The sequence below is a fragment of the Streptomyces sp. HB132 genome (assembly GCF_016909575.1).
Taxonomy (GTDB): Bacteria; Actinomycetota; Actinomycetes; order Streptomycetales; family Streptomycetaceae; genus Streptomyces.
This window is the reverse complement of record NZ_JAFBGA010000001.1, coordinates 649713-666008: the sequence shown is the minus strand read 5'-3', so window position 1 is coordinate 666008 and position 16296 is coordinate 649713. Positions and strand designations below refer to the sequence as shown.

Sequence of the window (16296 nt, the reverse complement as noted above, 5' to 3'; positions counted from 1 at the left end):
TTACCTTCTCCCCCTTTTCGCGCGGAATTGTTAGGCTCGTGGTTTCGCCCACCCGTGGCAGCGCATGCTTGGGGTAGGGCGTTGCTTTGTATTCCCAGCACCGACGAGGAGCACCCTGTGACCCAGACCAGCGATAACGTCACCTGGCTCACGCCGGAGGCGTACAACCAGCTCAAGGCCGAGCTGGAGTACCTGTCTGGTCCCGCGCGCACGGAGATCTCCGTCAAGATCGCGGCGGCCCGCGAGGAGGGTGACCTCCGCGAGAACGGCGGCTACCACGCGGCCAAGGAGGAGCAGGGCAAGATGGAGCTCCGGGTCCGTCAGCTGACCCAGCTCCTGGAGCACGCGAAGGTCGGCGAGGCCCCGGCCGACGACGGCGTGGTCGAGCCCGGCATGGTCGTGACCATCGCCTTCGACGGCGACCCGGACGACACGGTCACCTTCCTGCTCGCCTCCCGCGAGTACGCGAGCACCGACATCGAGACCTACTCCCCCCAGTCCCCGCTCGGCACGGGCGTGAACGGCAAGCGGATGGGCGAGGACGCGGAGTACGAGCTGCCGAACGGCAAGAAGGCAACGGTGAAGATCGTTTCGGCGAAGCCCTACCAGGGCTGACCCCCAGGAGACCGCGGGGAGCCCCGGCCGCATGGGCGGCCGGGGCTCCTGCGCGTCGTCGGGCGCGGTCGCCGGAGCCGGCTATCCGGCAGCCGCCTGGCGGTACTTGCGGACGGCCAGCGTCCGGAACACGGCGATGATCACCACCGACCAGAGGATCGAGGCCCAGACGGGATGCTGCATGGGCCACGCGTCGGACGGGGAGACGCCGGGGTTCCCGAACAGCTCGCGGCACGCCTGCACCGTCGCGCTGAACGGGTTCCATTCGGCGATCGGCTGGAGCCAGCCCGCCATGTTCTCGGTGGGCACGAAGGCGTTCGAGATGAACGTGACGGGGAACAGCCAGATGAGACCGCCCGAGGTGGCCGCCTCCGGGGTGCGTACGGACAGCCCGATCAGCGCGCCGATCCAGGAGAAGGCGTAGCCGAGCAGGAGCAGGAGGACGAAGGCCGCCAGGGCCTTCGGAACGCCCTCGTGGATGCGCCAGCCGACGAGCAGGGCGACGATCGTGAGCACGATGACGGTGAGCGTGGTCTGGACGAGGTCGGCGAGCGTCCGGCCGGTGAGCACCGCACCACGTGCCATGGGCAGCGACCGGAACCGGTCGATCAGTCCCTTGTGCATGTCGTCCGCGATGCCCGCGCCCGCGCCGGCGGTGGCGAAGGTGACGGTCTGGGCGAAGATCCCGGCCATCAGGAACTCGCGGTACCCGGCGGCGCTGGTCGAGCCGCCGACGACGAGTGACCCGCCGAAGACGTAGCTGAACAGCACGACGAACATGACCGGCTGGATGAGCCCGAACAGGACCATCTCCGGAATCCTGCTCATACGGATGAGGTTTCGGCGGGCGACGACGAGGGAGTCGGCCACCGACCGGCTGATCGCCCCTCTGGACCTGAGGGACACGGGCTTCGGTGTGTCCGTGACGGCGCTCACCGCACGCCCTCCTTCCGGCCCTGTGCGGCCTCGGTCGATGGGGTGCCGCCGTTCTTCTCCAGTTCGGCGGCGTGGCCGGTGAGCGAGATGAAGACGTCGTCGAGGGTGGGGCGGCGCAGGCCGATGTCGTCGATCTCCACGCCCCGGGTGTCGAGGTCGCGGATGACCTCGGCGAGCAGCTTGGCCCCGCCGGTGACGGGGACGGTCAGCTTGCGGGTGTGTTCGGCGACGGAGATCTCGCCCTTGCCGTACGTGGCGAGCACCGAGCGGGCCGGTTCGATCTGGTCGGGCTGGTGGACGACGACCTCGACGCGCTCCCCGCCGGTGCGGGCCTTGAGCGCGTCGGAGGTGCCGCGGGCGATGACCTTGCCGTGGTCGATGACGCAGATGTCGTGGGCGAGGTGGTCTGCCTCCTCCAGGTACTGCGTGGTCAGCAGCAGTGTCGTACCGCCCGCGACGAGCTCCTCGATGACCTCCCACAGCTGCTGCCGGTTGCGCGGGTCGAGCCCGGTGGTGGGCTCGTCCATGAACATCACCGGCGGGGAGACGACGAGCGCCGCCGCCAGGTCGAGGCGGCGGCGCATGCCCCCGGAGTACGTCTTCGCGATGCGGTCGGCGGCATCGGCCAGGTTGAACTTCTCCAGGAGCTCCCCGGCCCGCTTCTTCGCGTCGCGCGAGCTCATCTGGTAGAGCTGCCCGACCATCTGCAGGTTCTCGCGGCCGGTGAGGTATTCGTCGACGGCCGCGAACTGGCCGGAGAGGCCGATCGAGCGGCGTACCTCGTCGGGATTCTTCAGGACGTCGATGCCCGCGACGACGGCCCGGCCGCTGTCCGGCCGGAGCAGGGTCGTCAGCACACGGACGGCAGTCGTCTTGCCGGCGCCGTTGGGCCCCAGCAGGCCGAGGACGGTGCCTTCGGGCACGTCGAGATCGACGCCGCCCAGTGCTCGTACATCGCCGAAGGTCTTCACCAGGCCTTCGGCGTAGATGGCGCCTGGCATACGGGATTCCCCCAGTTGCTCTCGCGTACGTTCCTGAGCGGATCGTAGGGTTCCCGGACCCTCACGGGCGGGAACACAGGAGTGTTCGGCGATGCACGGTAACGCGATACATCGCGACCCACAACGGGTTTTCGCGGGAGGGGGCGGGCGCTCAGGCCCGCACCAGGTAGCCCGCCGCGCGCAGTGCGGCGGCGACCTCCTCGCAGTGCGCGGGCCCCTTGGTCTCGAGCTGGAGTTCCACCTCCGCCTCGGTGAGACCGAGCCGGGGATCGGTCCGGACGTGGCTGATGTCGAGCACGTTGGCGTCGGCGACGGACAGGGTGGCGAGCATCGCGGCCAGCGCCCCCGGCCGGTCGCTGAGCCGCAGCCGCAGACTCAGGTAGCGGCCCGCCGCGACCATGCCGTGCGTCAGGACGCGCTGCATGAGCAGGGGGTCCACGTTGCCGCCCGACAGCACGGCGACGACGGGTCCCCGGAACGCCCCCGGATCGCTCAGGAGTGCCGCGACCGGGCTCGCCCCGGCCGGCTCGACGACCATCTTCGCCCGCTCCAGGCACAGCAGCAGCGCGCTGGAGAGCTCGTCCTCGGAGACCGTGCGGACCTCGTCCACCAGCTCCTGGATCAGCGGGAAGGTGAGGTCGCCGGGCCGGCCCACCTTGATCCCGTCGGCCATGGTCTGTACCGAGTCGAGCGCCACCGGGTGCCCGGCGGACAGCGAGGGCGGGTAGGCGGCCGCGCCCGCCGCCTGGACACCGACGATCCGCACGTCGGGCCGGAGCGCCTTCACCGCGACCGCGATCCCCGCGGCGAGACCGCCCCCGCCGACGCCGACGACGATCGTGCGGACCTCGGGGCACTGTTCGAGGATCTCCAGGCCCACGGTGCCCTGCCCCGCGATGATGTCCGGGTGGTCGAAGGGGTGGATGAAGACGGCGCCGGTCTCCTCGGCGTGCTCCTGGGCGGCGGCGAGCGTCTCGTCGACGACCTGTCCCTGCAGCCTGACCTCAGCCCCGTACTCCCGGGTCGCCGCGACCTTCGGCAGGGGTGCGCCGACGGGCATGAAGACCGTGGAGCGTACGCCGAGCAGCGAAGACGCGAGTGCGACACCCTGCGCATGGTTTCCGGCACTCGCGGCCACCACCCCGGCCGCCCGTTCGACGGGGCTGAGACCGGCGATCCGTACGTACGCGCCACGCAGTTTGAACGAACCGGTGCGCTGCAGGTTCTCGCACTTGAAGTGGACCGGCGCACCGACGAGGGAGCTGAGGTGGCGGCTGCCCTCCATGCCGGTCGTTCTGGCCACCCCGGACAGCATCTTCTGCGCCCCTCGGACGTCGTCGAGGATCAGCGGAGGGAAGGGGCCTGACGTACGGAAGGTCATGTCAGCAAGTCTTGCAGCTCAAAGCGGTCGGGGCCCTCGCATCTCATGGTGGCCTGCGGTGGTGTCCACAGGTTTGTGCAGCGCTGGTACACGTTGCCCCGTGGCCGCGTACTCTGTCCCCCACTATCCGACACCGCACGAAGAGAGCCCCCGGCCATGCCCCCTCAGGACATGACGACTGCTGCGTCTCCTTCCGGGGGCGCGGCCCCCGGACATCCGGGAACGGACCACCTTCTCGACGCACTCCAGCACCAGGTGGCCGTCTTCGCCCGCCGTGCCGAGCAGACCCGCCTCGGTGGTGTCGGCCAGGTCCGCAACTCGATGGACCGGGCGGCCTACCTGCTGCTCAACCGGCTCGACGTGGAAGGCCCCATGGGCGTCAAGGCCCTGGCCGCGGGGATGGGCATCGACTCGTCGACCGTGACCCGGCAGGTCGCGCCGCTCGTCGACACCGGTCTGGTCAAGCGCACCTCGCACCCGGAGGACGGGCGCGCCGTCGTGCTGCAGCTCTCGCCGCGCGGCCAGGCCCGCCTGGAGGAGGTCCGCGCCTCGCGCCGTGAGCTGATGCACCGGGTGACCGACGGGTGGACCGAGGAGGAGCGTGACACCTTCTGCGCCCTGCTGACCCGGTTCAACGGCTCACTGGCGGCCCGGCAGTGGACGGGCCAGCCGACGCAGGAGAGCTGACGGGGTTCGTCCCGGCCTGTACGTCCCGCTGTTCGGATCTACCCTGGAAGGGCGTGCACTCGCTAGTCGAGGAGGCCGTCATGACACGGAAGATCGCCGACTGCCGGAAGTATCCGAGCGTCTCGAACTGCTCACTCACCATTTCCGGTGAGGAGGACGAAGTCGTCCGGGCCGCCGCCGAACACGCGGTCTCGGTCCACGAGCACACGGACAGCCCGGAGATGCGTGAGCAGATCCGGGCCTCGCTGGAGGACGAGAAGGTCGCTGTCTGACCGCGGTACCGCCGCCCGGCAGCCGGAATCCGGCCGCCGGGCGGCGGCGTGTCAGCCGAGGGCCTGCGTCAGGTCGGCCAGCAGGTCGTCGGCGTTCTCGATGCCCACGGACAGCCGGACCAGGTCGGCCGGCACCTCGAGCGGGGAGCCCGCCGCGGAGGCGTGCGTCATCCTGCCCGGGTGCTCCAGGAGCGACTCGACGCCGCCGAGGGACTCCCCGAGCGTGAAGAGCTTCGCGCGGTTGCAGACCTCGACGGCCGCCTCCTCCCCGCCCGTGACCCGGAACGACACCATCCCGCCGAACGCCTTCATCTGCTTGGCGGCGACCTCGTGGCCCGGGTGCTCCGGCAGCCCCGGGTAGAGGACCTGGGTCACTTTGGGGTGCCGGGTCAGCAGGTCGGCGACCTTGGTGGCGTTCTCGTCGTGGCGGTCCATGCGGACCGCGAGGGTCTTGATGCCGCGCAGCACCAGCCATGCGTCGAAGGGCCCGGCCACCGCGCCCATCGCGTTCTGGTGGTACGCCAGTTCCTCGGCCAGCTCCGGGTCGCCGGTGACGAGCGCGCCGCCGACGACGTCAGAGTGCCCGCCCATGTACTTGGTGGTGGAGTGCACCACGACGTCCGCGCCGAGCGCGAGCGGCTGCTGGAGGTAGGGGCTGGCGAAGGTGTTGTCGACGACGAGGCGCGCGCCCGCCTGCCGGGCCACTCCGGCGACGGCCGCGATGTCGGTGATGCCGAGCAGCGGGTTCGAGGGTGTCTCCACCCAGATCGCCTTCGTACGCGGGGTGAGCGCGGCACGCACCGCGTTCACGTCCGAGGTGTCGGCGACCGAGAACTCCACGCCCCAGCGCGAGGCGACCTTCGCGAACAGCCTGAACGTGCCTCCGTAGGCGTCGTTCGGGATGACCACGTGGTCGCCGGGCGTCAGCAGCGTGCGCAGGAGGCAGTCCTCGGCGGCGAGTCCCGACGCGAAGGCGAGCCCGCGGCGACCGCCCTCCAGTGCCGCCAGGTTCTCCTCCAGTGCGGTGCGGGTGGGATTGGCGCTGCGGCTGTACTCGTAGCCGCCACGCAGTCCGCCGACGCCGTCCTGCTTGTACGTGGACACCTGGTAGATCGGCGGGACCACGGCGCCGGTGAGGGGATCCGCCGTGTTGCCGGCGTGGATCGCAAGGGTCTCGAAGCTGTGCTGGTCGCTCATGGGGCCCGAGCGTAGTTCGTCGGGAGGGGTGTCAGAGGCCACTCGCCGCCCGACTGCCCGTCCGGGGACAATGGACCGCATGGAGATTCTGTGGTTCCTGCTCGCCCTGTGCATGCTCGTGGCCGTCGTGGGGCCGATCATGGCGCGGCGCCGTGGCGGTATCCGCCAGGTCGCGCCCGGTTCACCCGACGCCGCCGACCCCGACACGTACGGTTTCGCGCGCCAGGAGGAGCTGGACGTCCGGATGCCCGGGCCCGACCAGGACCTGCTCGACGTCCTCGACGTCGTCCAGGGCACCCAGAGCTGGAAGGCCGCCTCCCAACTGCTCGCGGGCACTCCCAAGGAGAGTGAGGTCCGCTGGCAGCGGGTGCAGGCGTTCGCCGGTGCGGCCTCCCTGGAACTGGCGCAGCGGCCCGGTGCCGGTGGGGCGTGGCTGAGGACGTGGCGGGCCGAGGCCCCGAAGGACGCGGGTGCGGCGGCGGTGCACGCGGAGTTCCTGGTGCAGCAGGCGTGGCGGACCGGCACCGTGGGCACCGACGACTTCCGGATCATCCTGGAGGAGGCCCGCACGGTCTGCGGCGAGGCTGCCCTGCTGGCTCCGGGCGACCCCGTCCCGTACATCGTGGAGCTGGCCGTCGCGCGTGGACTGGGTTACTCCCACGAGGAGTTCGACCAGCTCTGGGCGAAGATCATCGACCGCGCCCCGGCACACATGGGCGCGCACATCGCCGCCCTGCACTTCTGGTGCGAGAAGTGGCACGGCTCCCGCGAGGAGGCCGAGCGCTTCGCGACGACGGCCGCCGCCCGCGCCCCGCAGGGCTCGCTGCTCGCCGCGCTGCCGCTGTTCGCGGTCTACGAGCACCTGCCCGAGGTCAATATGGTGCAGGGCTTCTACCGAGGCGTCGTCGTGACGAAGGCGGTCGAGGGTGCGATGTTCGCTGTGCACGCGGCCCGCTCGGACGACCCCGTGCTCGCCCACGTCCGACACCTGCTGGTCCTCTTCCTCGTCCGCATGGAACGCTGGTCCGAGGCGATGCACCAGCTCGTCCACATCGACGGGCACGTGGGCGCGCTGCCCTGGACCCAGAACCCCGACCCGGCCGCCGAGTACACGGTGTACCGGGCGCTGGCCGTCGCCGGGTACGAGTCGAACGGCGGCACCCCCGCGACACTGCTCCACTGACCCGGCACGCCCGCACCCTCCCGGATTGGACCGGCACACACCATGGCACGACTGATTCCGCTGATCCTGATAGCCCTCGCGGTCTGGTTCTGGCTGCGGGCGCGCAGGAAGACTGCCGCTTACATGGCCTCCTACGAGTCGTCCGCGGGCCGGGACCGTGAGGGCGACGAGCGCCGCGATCCTCCGGCCCCGGCGGCCTGAGCCGCCCCGGCGGCTCAGGCGCTCCCGCAGCCGGAGACCACGGAATCCACGGCGCCCCCGCGGCGTTGTACGGAGCGAACCCCGACCCCGGAGGAGCCCACGCATGTTCCTGACCCACCGCACCCCGCAGCTCCCCACCCCGGAGGAGGCCCTGCGCGGCCGCCCCACCCCCGAATTCTCGGTGCCGTCCCACCACACGGTCCTCGGTAACCCGCTGACCGGCCCGTACCCGGAGGGCCTGGAGGTCGCCGACTTCGCGCTGGGCTGTTTCTGGGGCGCCGAGCGCAAGTTCTGGCAGACGGAGGGCGTCTGGACGACCCTGGTCGGCTACCAGGGCGGTTACACCGAGAACCCGTCGTACGACGAGACCTGCTCGGGCCGGACCGGCCACACGGAGGCGGTCCGCGTCGTCTTCGACCCGCGGGTCGTGAGCTACGCGGAGCTCCTGAAGCTCTTCTGGGAGTCCCACAACCCGACCCAGGGCTTCCGCCAGGGCAACGACGTCGGCACGCAGTACCGCTCGGCGATCCACACCCACTCGCCCGCGCAGGCGGAGGCAGCGGAGGCCTCCCGTGAGGCGTACCAGCGGGTGCTGACGGGCGCCGGCCTCGGCACGATCACCACGGAGATCCTCCCCGCCGAGGGCCGCACCTTCTGGCCCGCCGAGGGGTACCACCAGCAGTACCTCGACAAGAACCCCGACGGCTACTGCGGCATCGGCGGCACGGGGGCCACCCTGGAATCCCCCTCCGAGACCAACTGGGGCCGTGCCTGCCCGACGGGCATCGCGCCGGCGCCGGGGGCCTGAGGCTCCCCCGGGTCCGCGCGCACGACGCGCCCCGTCCCCGGCACCCCGGTGCCGGGGACGGGGCGCGTCCGGTTCAGGAGGCGACGAAGCGCGCGATCCGGCCCAGCACGATCGTGTCCGCCAGGTATCCGATGTGGGTCTGGCAGGCCACGTCGTTGTTCGTCGCACCGCTCAGCCTGGTGCTGGTGTACGGGAGGATGACGCCGTCGCACGCCGAGTACCAGGTGGCGTACTTCGTGTCACCGGGGGTCTCGTCGCCCGAGGTGATCTGCGAGATGAACGAGGAGCCCGGGTACATCTGCCGGCAGGTCGTGTAGATCAGGCAGGCGCCGGCGAACGTGGTCCCGTGGTTCGCCCCCGCGATCGAGGCGAGGTGGCTGACGCTGGTGTTCCCGCCCAGCACCTTCAGGTAGTACTGGCTGACGAGGCCGCCCATCGAGTGGTTGACGATCGCGACCTTGCTCGCGCCGGTCCGTGACTTCACGTTGTCGACGAAGGACGCGAGGCCCTGCGCGTTGGTGATGTTGTTGCCGTAGGAGTTGTACTCGTACGCGAAGAGCTTGGAGCTGGACCAGCCGTTGAGCCGGAAGACGCTCATGGCGGTGACCCAGTTCGAGGCGTTGCCGGTGTAGCCGTGGACGAAGACGACCGGCGTGCTCGTCGACAGGGGCTGGACGGTCGTGTCGGCGGACTGCGACGCCGGTGCGGCGGTGGTCGTCGCGGTCGGGGCCGCGCCGGCCGTCGAAGCCGGGGAGAACAGGGAGAACGCGACCGCGACGGCCGCGAGGGCACCGAGAAGGCGGCGGGGTGAACGACGAGGCATGGAGCACTCCTGACGGGGATGCGGCGGATGCGGTGCCTGACCCGACAAGCGTCGGGGTGCGGGACGCGGTCGCCATCGGCGAATTCACCGGCGTTCACGAACTCTCCCGAGTACTTCGGGCACCCGGCGCTACGCCTTGAGGCCGCACCCGGCAGGCCGTCCGGGCGGCATGGGGACGGGCGGAGCGGCAAGTCCCCCCGGTCGCTACTCTGTCCCCCCGCCCGACTGCGGGCGGAGGGACAACAGGGGTGGGACATGCGCAGGGGAATAGCCGTACTCGCGGCGGTGGGGGCTGTGGGCACCGCGGTGGTGGTGGCACCGGCCGCACACGCGGAGGGCCGGGGCGACATCCGGGTCGTGAAGACCGTCGTGAACGCGGGCGGCAGTGTGATCGTCGGCGTCAAGAACGTGAAGCGGTTCCCGATCGTCATGACGGTCAAGGACGACTCGGGGGTGAAGGACGTGGCGCACGTGTCCGCCTTCAACGCGACCAACGGCCACGGCCCGGTGTCGTACCTGGGCACGTCGTGCAGGAAGAGCAGCTCGACCACGTCCGTGTGTACGGCGACGATGGAGTTCGACCCGTCGTGGATCGACTCGTACGGCAGCGGCAACAAGGGCTGGGACGCCAACGCGGTGGCCGGGACCTGGCAGGTCAACGCCACGGTGCGGGCGAACGACAAGGACTACTGGATCTCCGACCGCATCGCCACCTTCAGGATGAAGCGCGCCGCGACCCTGACGACGGACGCGGCGCCGGAGCCGGTGAAGAAGGGCGGCACGCTCACCGTCACCGGCAAGCTGTCGCGGGCCAACTGGACGGATCTCAAGTACCACGCGTTCACCGGGCAGGTGGTGAAGCTGCAGTACAAGAAGCCCGGCGGTTCGTACCACACGGTCAAGACGGCGACCACGGACAGCAAGGGCCATCTCCGGACGACCGTGAAGGCGTCCGCGTCGGGCGGCTGGCGCTGGGCGTTCCTCGGTACGACGACGACCATGAAGGTCGTCTCCACCGGTGACGCGGTCACGCTGAAGTAGTGACCGCCCGGCCCGCCCGGACGTGGGGTCAGGCTGCCAGCCGCACCGCTCCCCTGGGCATCCGGGCCGCGGACGTACGGGAGGGCGCGCTCCGCCGGGTGAGCTCGTCCTGGGCCAGGGAGAGCACGTCGGCCAGTCCCAGACCGAGCGAACGGGCCGCCGCCGCGAGCACCTCGGACGAGGCCTCCTTGCGCCCGCGTTCGACCTCGGAGAGATACGGGACGGAGATCCGCGCGGCCTCGGCCACGTCCTTGAGCGTCCGCTGCCGGCCGGTGCGCTCGCGGCGCAGGACGCCACCCACGACGTCCCGCCAGAGGGGCTCCCTGTCCGGCGGCGCGGGGACGGGGCGCAGGGGGATGGCACGGGCGCGGTCCGGCGTGTGGCTGCTCATCGTCCGAGCCTAGGAGGGGTGTGCCCGGCGCGGGAGAGGTTCGCTCTCCGCGCCGGGCGTATCCGCTGTCGGCAGAACGGCCTTGCCCGACGTCCCCGGAGTCCCCGGAGTCCCCGGAGTCGAAGTCCCCGAGGCCCAGAGGCCCCTGTGTCCCGCGGCCGTCAACGGTCCCCGAGGCCGCGGTCCCCTACCTCGTCCGGTCGACGTGGTGACCGGATGCCGTCGATGATGCGCGTCCAGTTGTCGCCGCCGCGTCCGTCGTCGATCGCGCGCCGGTAGTGGGCCTGCACGGCCCGTGGGAGCGCGAGGTCCAGCCCGAGCGACATGGCGGTCTCGACGATGTGGTCGGACGTCGCTCCCATCATGGTGACCGTGCTGAGGTCGCCCGGATGCTCTCCGGCGTCCAGCGCGGCGCCGGGGTCCTCTTCGCCCGCCCTCAGGATGTCGGCGGTCGAATCGGCGCTGGAGAGCAGCTCCGGGAGCGCTTCCGCGGCCTTCATCCCGGCGGCGCCCAGCATCGCGGTGGCCTGCATAAGGCCGGACAGGGTGGTCAGGAAGACGGTGAGTTGGGCCTGGTACATCAGCTGGGCGAGGCCCGGGTCCTCGCCCAGGTATCGGGGTGTGCCGAGCGGCGCGAGGGTCTCCGTACGGGTTCGCATCACCCCTTCGGGGCCGCTGTAGTAGACGTGGGCGGCGTCGGTGCCGACCATCGGCGCGGGGACCATCACGCCTCCGGTGAGGAAGGCGGCCCCGTGGTCCGCCGCCCACGCCGCCGCCTCGCGTGTGCGCTCGGGGGTGTCCGAGCTCAGGTTGACCAGGGTCCGCCCGGCGAGTGACGCGGCCGCGCCGTCCAGGACGTCGTACATCGCCCGGTAGTCGGTGAGGCTGAGGAGCACGAGGTCGCTCGCCTCGACCGCGTCGCGGGGTGTCGCCGCGAGCGTCGCGCCGTCCTCGACGACGCCGTCGGCCCGGCCGGCGGTGCGGTTCCAGACGGTGACCGGGTGGCCCGCGGTGAGGAGTGTGCGGGTCATCGCCTGGCCCATCGGGCCGAGTCCGATCACGGTGACGCCGCTGTACTGCCTGGTGGTGAGGTTCTGTTGTCCGTTCACCCCTCCATGCTCGGGACACGTCACTACTCTCGGAAGTACCCACTAACTACTGCGGTACTTACCTTTGAGTAAGGGGACGACGAATGGCCAAGGCTCCTCGGCGCGGGCCCTACATCTGTGGCATCGACGCCGCTCTCGACGTGGTGAGCGGCAAGTGGAAGGGACTGATCCTCTGGGAGCTCGACACCCATCACGTACGTCGCTTCGCCGAGCTGCGCCGCGGTCTTCCGGGTGTGAGCGAGAAGATGCTGACGCAGCATCTGCGTGAGATGGAGGAGGACGGTCTCGTGCACCGGAAGGTGTACGCCGAGGTGCCACCGCGGGTGGAGTACTCCCTCACCGAGCAGGGGCGCACGCTCAATCAGGCCCTGGGGCCGCTCGGCGCCTGGGGGGCCGAGCGGACGCGTCGTGAAGCGCTCGAAGCCGTGCGGACCGACGAGGCTCCGGCGTCCGCGTGACGTTCGTGTGCGGCGCACCTGCCGAGGCGCCGAGGGGTGGGGGGACCGGGCGACGACGGCCGGTGCTGTGGGGGCCGGGGGCTGTTCGCCGCCCCCCGTGTCAGGTTCTCGCTGCCGCTCATCGCGGTCCTCGCCATGGTGCCGGTGGCGGACACGGGCTACACGGAGTGCTACCGGCACCCCGGGGCCACGGGGTCTCCCCCGGGCCCCGGTGCGGCAGGGTCAGATCAGGCCCTGCGCCAGCATGGCCTCCGCGACGATCTCGAAGCCCGCGATGTTCGCGCCGACCACGTAGTTGCCCGGGCTGCCGTACTTCTCGGCCGTCGTGTGGCAGGAGTCGTGGATGTGGCGCATGATCTGCGCGAGGCGCTCCTCCGTGTGGGCGAAGGTCCACGAGTCGCGGGACGCGTTCTGCTGCATCTCCAGGGCGCTGGTGGCCACTCCGCCCGCGTTGGCCGCCTTGCCGGGGGCGAAGGCGACGCCCGCCTCCTGGAAGACGTGGACGGCCTCGGGGGTGGTGGGCATGTTGGCGCCCTCGGCCACCGCCTTGACCCCGTTGCGTACGAGGGCGAGCGCGTCGGCCTCGTGGAGTTCGTTCTGGGTGGCGCAGGGCAGGGCGACGTCCACGGGGACGCTCCAGACGCCGGTGCCCTCGACGTACCGCACGTGCTCGCCGCGCCGCTCGGCGTACTCGGAGATCCGGCCGCGGCCCGTCTCCTTGATCTCCTTGAGCAGGTCGAGGTCGATGCCCTTCTCGTCGACGACGTAACCGCCCGAGTCCGAGCAGGTCACGACGGTCGCGCCGAGCTGCTGGGCCTTCTCGATGGCGTAGATGGCCACGTTGCCGGAGCCGGACACCGAGATGCGCTGGCCGTCCAGGGACTCCCCGCGGACGCGCAGCATCTCGGCGGTGAACAGGACGCAGCCGTAGCCGGTCGCCTCGGTGCGGGCCTGTGCGCCTCCCCAGCCGAGGCCCTTTCCGGTGAGCACGCCGGACTCGTAGCGGTTGGTGATCCGCTTGTACTGGCCGAAGAGATAGCCGATCTCCCGGCCGCCGACGCCGATGTCACCGGCGGGTACGTCGGTGTACTCGCCCAGGTGGCGGTGGAGTTCCGTCATGAACGACTGGCAGAACCGCATGACCTCGGCGTCGGACCGCCCCTTGGGGTCGAAGTCCGCGCCGCCCTTCCCGCCGCCGATCGGCATGCCGGTGAGGGCGTTCTTGAAGATCTGCTCGAAGCCGAGGAACTTCACGATGCCGAGGTTGACGGAGGGGTGGAAGCGCAGCCCGCCCTTGTACGGGCCGAGTGAGCTGGAGAACTCGACGCGGAAGCCTCGGTTGACGTGGATGTCGCCGGAGTCGTCCGCCCACGGCACCCGGAAGATGAGCTGACGCTCGGGCTCGCAGACGCGCTCGATGATGCGGGCGTCGACGAACTCCGGGCGCTGTGCCAGCACGGGGCCCAGGGTTTCGAGGACCTCGCGCACCGCCTGGTGGAACTCGCCCTCGCCCTGGTTGCGCCGCAGGATCTCCGCGTACAGCGGCTCGATGACGCGGTTCTCGGCGGTGTGCGGGGTGACGGAGTCGGAACTGGCCGGCATCTGATCAAGACCTTCCGTGGGTGGGCTCGTGTGCTCCGGCGCTCCCTGTCCCCGGAGGCGCCACCGGCCCGTGGGGGCCGTTGCACCCGGCAAGTCTCGCAGCGCGGCACGGCCCCACCCGGGCGACATCCACATAGTGGCCACGGTTGTTCACCCCCGGCACGGGGCTTTCCGGCCCGTGGACCCGCTCCCCGGCAGGGCGGAGGGCCTGCGGGGCGCAGGTCTCACGGAGCCGCACGCGTGGCGAACCTCACAGCCGGAGGAGGGCGGCTGTGAGGTCCGCGCGGCCCGGGATCAGGCCGCCGCGTTCTCCGTGACGGTGACCCTGCCCTTGCGGATGGTCGCCACCCTGGGTGCCTTGCGGGCGAGGGAGCTGTCGTGGGTGACTATCACGAAGGTCAGCCCGTGCTCCTTCCACAGCCCGTCGAGCAGGTCCATGATCTCGTCGCGCATGGATTCGTCGAGGTTGCCGGTCGGTTCGTCGGCGAGCAGCACCTTCGGCCGCTTCACCAGCGCGCGGGCGATGGCGACGCGCTGCTGCTGGCCGCCGGACATCTCGCTCGGCAGGTGGGTGGGACGGTCGCCCAGGCCCACCGCCTCCAGCGCCTCGGCGGCGCGTTCGCGGCGGGTCCTCGCCCCGAGGCCGAGGGGCACGAGCGCGGTCTCGACGTTCTCCTGGGCGGTGAGCGTCGGGATCAGGTTGAAGCTCTGGAAGACGAATCCGATGGACTCGGCCCGGACCTTGGTGAGCCGGGACTCGGGGAGCCCGGCCAGGTCGACGCCGTCGAGCTCGATGGTGCCGGAGCTGGGCCGGTCGAGCCCGCCGAGCATCTGCAGGAGGGTGGACTTGCCTCCGCCGGTCGGGCCCTGGATGACGAGCCTGCCACCGTCCTCGATGGTCAGATCGACCCCGGCGAGCGCGTCGACGGGGTTCCTGCCGCGCATGTAGCGCTTGGTGACGCCCTTGAGCTGGTACACGTGTGGACTCCTGCTGTACGTACGGAGAGTGGGAGGCGGGGCGGTGTCAGGCGACGCGGCGCAGCGCGTCGGCCGGCCGCAGCCGGGAGGCCCGCCAGCCGCCGAAGGCCCCCGCGATGAGTCCGCCGGCCACCGCGAGGGCGACGGCGACGAGGATCGTGGTGAGGGAGACCGGTGCGGTCAGCGCGATGTCGAGGGTCTTGGACGCGGTCTGGCGGCCGGGACCGCCGCCGCCCATCGGGCCGCCGCCCATGCCGCCGCCTGCGCCGCCTGTGGAGCCGAGCTGGGCGGTGAGGGTGGGGCTGACGGCGGTCACCGCGTAGGCGCCGGCGATGCCTGCGGCGATACCGAGGACACCGCCCATCAGGCCGTTGACCAGGGCTTCGCCGATCACCTGGCGGGTGACGCGTCCGCTCTTCCAGCCGAGGGCCTTGAGGGTGCCGAACTCGCGCACGCGGCGGCTGACCGCGGAGGAGGTCAGCAGGCCCGCGACGAGGAACGCGGCGACGAGGACCGCGATCGAGAGCCACTTGCCGACACTGGAGGCCAGGTCGGAGGCAGTGGAGAGGGAACCGGACACCGTGTCGGCGAGGTCGGCGGAGGTGGTGACCGTCGTACCGGAGACGTTCTTCTGGATGGCGGCCTTGACGGTGTCGATCTGCTGGGAGTCGGCGGCCCGGACGTAGACCGTGGTGACCTTGTTCTTGGAGCCGGCGACGGTCTGCGCCTGCTTCAGCGGGATGTAGACGTTGGCGGCCGCGTCACCGCTGTCCGCCGTGGAGACGCCCACGATCTTGTAAGCGGTGCCGGAGACGGTGACGGTCTTGTCGACCGCGAGCTCCTTCTCCTTCGCGTAGGCGGAGTCGACCACCGCGACCTTCGCGTCGGTCTCGGTGGCCTTGAAGGTTCGGCCCTTGGTGATCTTGGACGAGGTCAGCGGGCCGAGGTCCTGCTGGGTGACGTCGGTGCCGTACACGGTGAAGGAGTTGACGTCGAAGGAGGCGCCGCCGCCCTCGACCCGGCCCTGCGGCCCGCCTCCGCCGGCCTGGCCGCCGCCGGGGCCGCCCTGGCTCTGCCCGGAGCTCTCGTCCTGCTTGAACTCGCCGCGCTGGAACTGGCCGTCGACCTTCATGACCGTCAGGCTGAGCCCGCCGACGGCGTCCGCGACACCGTCCTGCTCGCCCACCTTGTCGACGGTGCGGGCCGCCAGCGTCTGGAAGCCCTGGACCATGACCCGGTCCGTGCTCTGGGTCGCGTCGTCGTCGTCCTGGGCGTCGAACTCGAACCGGGGACGCCCGGTGCCTCCGGATCCCTGGGCGGCCGCGGCCTTGGTCACCGTCATGTCCGTGCCCAGGCCGTACAGCGATTCCAGGACCTTGTCCTGGGCCTTGCTCATGCCGGCGGAGACCGAGCTGACGATGATGACCAGCGCAATGCCGAGGGCGAGCCCCGAGGCGACGACGAGCGCCGCCTTTCTGCGGCGGCGCAGCTCGCGCCGGAGGTAGGTGAAGAACATGGCGCGAAGATATGGATCGGGCGTGATGAGGAGTTAAGTCTCCGATGAGAGCGGGATGAGAACCCTGGCGGCGCGCGTACGCCGAAGGCGGCGGCAC

At 70.9% G+C, this 16296-nt stretch carries 18 protein-coding genes; 8 read left to right on the top strand and 10 right to left on the bottom strand.

All coding sequences use genetic code 11. The annotated features are described in order from the left end of the window. Nucleotides 1-117 precede the first annotated feature (117 nt). Nucleotides 118-615 (top strand): transcription elongation factor GreA, encoded by a 498-nt coding sequence (greA, locus tag JOC24_RS03285; RefSeq protein WP_205018541.1) that lies wholly within the window; start codon nucleotides 118-120, stop codon nucleotides 613-615. 81 nt (nucleotides 616-696) lie between these two features. Here greA and JOC24_RS03280 read toward each other — a convergent pair whose 3' ends face one another. The 3 genes from JOC24_RS03280 to ilvA form a co-directional block, all read right to left on the bottom strand. Continuing rightward, entirely contained in the window at nucleotides 697-1551 is an 855-nt protein-coding gene (locus tag JOC24_RS03280; RefSeq protein WP_205018540.1) for an ABC transporter permease, read from the bottom strand. Further along, nucleotides 1548-2552: an ATP-binding cassette domain-containing protein gene (locus JOC24_RS03275; protein WP_205018539.1), complete on the bottom strand. Its 1005-nt coding sequence runs from the start codon at nucleotides 2550-2552 to the stop codon at nucleotides 1548-1550. The genes JOC24_RS03280 and JOC24_RS03275 overlap by 4 nt, the downstream gene beginning before the upstream one ends. Before the next feature lie 151 nt (nucleotides 2553-2703). After that, a complete protein-coding gene (ilvA, locus tag JOC24_RS03270) occupies nucleotides 2704-3933 on the bottom strand; it encodes a threonine ammonia-lyase (RefSeq protein WP_205018538.1) in 1230 nt (409 codons plus the stop codon). Nucleotides 3934-4089: 156 nt separating this feature from the next. Here ilvA and JOC24_RS03265 point away from each other — a divergent pair, with 156 nt between their 5' ends. Then, nucleotides 4090-4620: a MarR family winged helix-turn-helix transcriptional regulator gene (locus tag JOC24_RS03265; protein ID WP_205018537.1), complete on the top strand. Its 531-nt coding sequence runs from the start codon at nucleotides 4090-4092 to the stop codon at nucleotides 4618-4620. Nucleotides 4621-4700: 80 nt separating this feature from the next. Continuing rightward, a complete protein-coding gene (locus tag JOC24_RS03260; RefSeq protein ID WP_205018536.1) occupies nucleotides 4701-4892 on the top strand; it encodes a DUF1059 domain-containing protein in 192 nt (63 codons plus the stop codon). A 51-nt stretch (nucleotides 4893-4943) separates the two neighbouring features. Here the strand turns inward: JOC24_RS03260 and JOC24_RS03255 are convergent, their stop codons facing one another. Then, on the bottom strand, nucleotides 4944-6089 hold the full coding sequence (locus JOC24_RS03255) for a cystathionine gamma-synthase (protein WP_205018535.1): 1146 nt from the start codon (nucleotides 6087-6089) through the stop codon (nucleotides 4944-4946). 79 nt (nucleotides 6090-6168) lie between these two features. Between JOC24_RS03255 and JOC24_RS03250 the strand changes: the two genes are divergently transcribed. From JOC24_RS03250 to msrA, 3 genes are all read left to right on the top strand, one after another. After that, nucleotides 6169-7272 carry a hypothetical protein gene (locus JOC24_RS03250; protein WP_205018534.1) on the top strand — a complete coding sequence of 368 codons (1104 nt, stop codon included), beginning with the start codon at nucleotides 6169-6171 and terminating at the stop codon, nucleotides 7270-7272. A 42-nt stretch (nucleotides 7273-7314) separates the two neighbouring features. Continuing rightward, nucleotides 7315-7473 (top strand): hypothetical protein, encoded by a 159-nt coding sequence (locus JOC24_RS03245; RefSeq protein WP_205018533.1) that lies wholly within the window; start codon nucleotides 7315-7317, stop codon nucleotides 7471-7473. 103 nt (nucleotides 7474-7576) lie between these two features. Continuing rightward, nucleotides 7577-8281 carry a peptide-methionine (S)-S-oxide reductase MsrA gene (gene msrA, locus JOC24_RS03240; protein ID WP_205018532.1) on the top strand — a complete coding sequence of 235 codons (705 nt, stop codon included), beginning with the start codon at nucleotides 7577-7579 and terminating at the stop codon, nucleotides 8279-8281. Nucleotides 8282-8354: 73 nt separating this feature from the next. Here msrA and JOC24_RS03235 read toward each other — a convergent pair whose 3' ends face one another. Continuing rightward, on the bottom strand, nucleotides 8355-9104 hold the full coding sequence (locus JOC24_RS03235; protein WP_205018531.1) for an esterase/lipase family protein: 750 nt from the start codon (nucleotides 9102-9104) through the stop codon (nucleotides 8355-8357). A 255-nt stretch (nucleotides 9105-9359) separates the two neighbouring features. Between JOC24_RS03235 and JOC24_RS03230 the strand changes: the two genes are divergently transcribed. After that, the gene (locus JOC24_RS03230) at nucleotides 9360-10145 is read left to right on the top strand and encodes a hypothetical protein (protein WP_205018530.1); all 786 of its coding nucleotides are present in this window, start codon (nucleotides 9360-9362) and stop codon (nucleotides 10143-10145) included. 28 nt (nucleotides 10146-10173) lie between these two features. Here the strand turns inward: JOC24_RS03230 and JOC24_RS03225 are convergent, their stop codons facing one another. Together JOC24_RS03225 and JOC24_RS03220 are read right to left on the bottom strand one after the other, a co-directional pair. Then, nucleotides 10174-10536, bottom strand: a complete 363-nt coding sequence (locus JOC24_RS03225; RefSeq protein ID WP_205018529.1) for a helix-turn-helix domain-containing protein — start codon at nucleotides 10534-10536, stop codon at nucleotides 10174-10176. A gap of 161 nt (nucleotides 10537-10697) precedes the next feature. Then, nucleotides 10698-11645, bottom strand: coding sequence for an NAD(P)-dependent oxidoreductase (locus JOC24_RS03220; RefSeq protein ID WP_205018528.1), 948 nt, complete (start codon nucleotides 11643-11645; stop codon nucleotides 10698-10700). 83 nt (nucleotides 11646-11728) lie between these two features. Between JOC24_RS03220 and JOC24_RS03215 the strand changes: the two genes are divergently transcribed. After that, nucleotides 11729-12103 (top strand): winged helix-turn-helix transcriptional regulator, encoded by a 375-nt coding sequence (locus JOC24_RS03215; protein WP_205018527.1) that lies wholly within the window; start codon nucleotides 11729-11731, stop codon nucleotides 12101-12103. Between the two features lie 222 nt (nucleotides 12104-12325). Here the strand turns inward: JOC24_RS03215 and gdhA are convergent, their stop codons facing one another. The 3 genes from gdhA to JOC24_RS03200 form a co-directional block, all read right to left on the bottom strand. After that, complete coding sequence (gene gdhA / locus JOC24_RS03210) at nucleotides 12326-13705, bottom strand: NADP-specific glutamate dehydrogenase (RefSeq protein WP_205018526.1); 1380 nt, start codon at nucleotides 13703-13705, stop codon at nucleotides 12326-12328. A gap of 294 nt (nucleotides 13706-13999) precedes the next feature. Continuing rightward, nucleotides 14000-14683 (bottom strand): ABC transporter ATP-binding protein, encoded by a 684-nt coding sequence (locus JOC24_RS03205; RefSeq protein WP_205018525.1) that lies wholly within the window; start codon nucleotides 14681-14683, stop codon nucleotides 14000-14002. A gap of 46 nt (nucleotides 14684-14729) precedes the next feature. Continuing rightward, complete coding sequence (locus tag JOC24_RS03200; RefSeq protein ID WP_205018524.1) at nucleotides 14730-16199, bottom strand: ABC transporter permease; 1470 nt, start codon at nucleotides 16197-16199, stop codon at nucleotides 14730-14732. Between the last annotated feature and the right edge of the window lie 97 nt (nucleotides 16200-16296).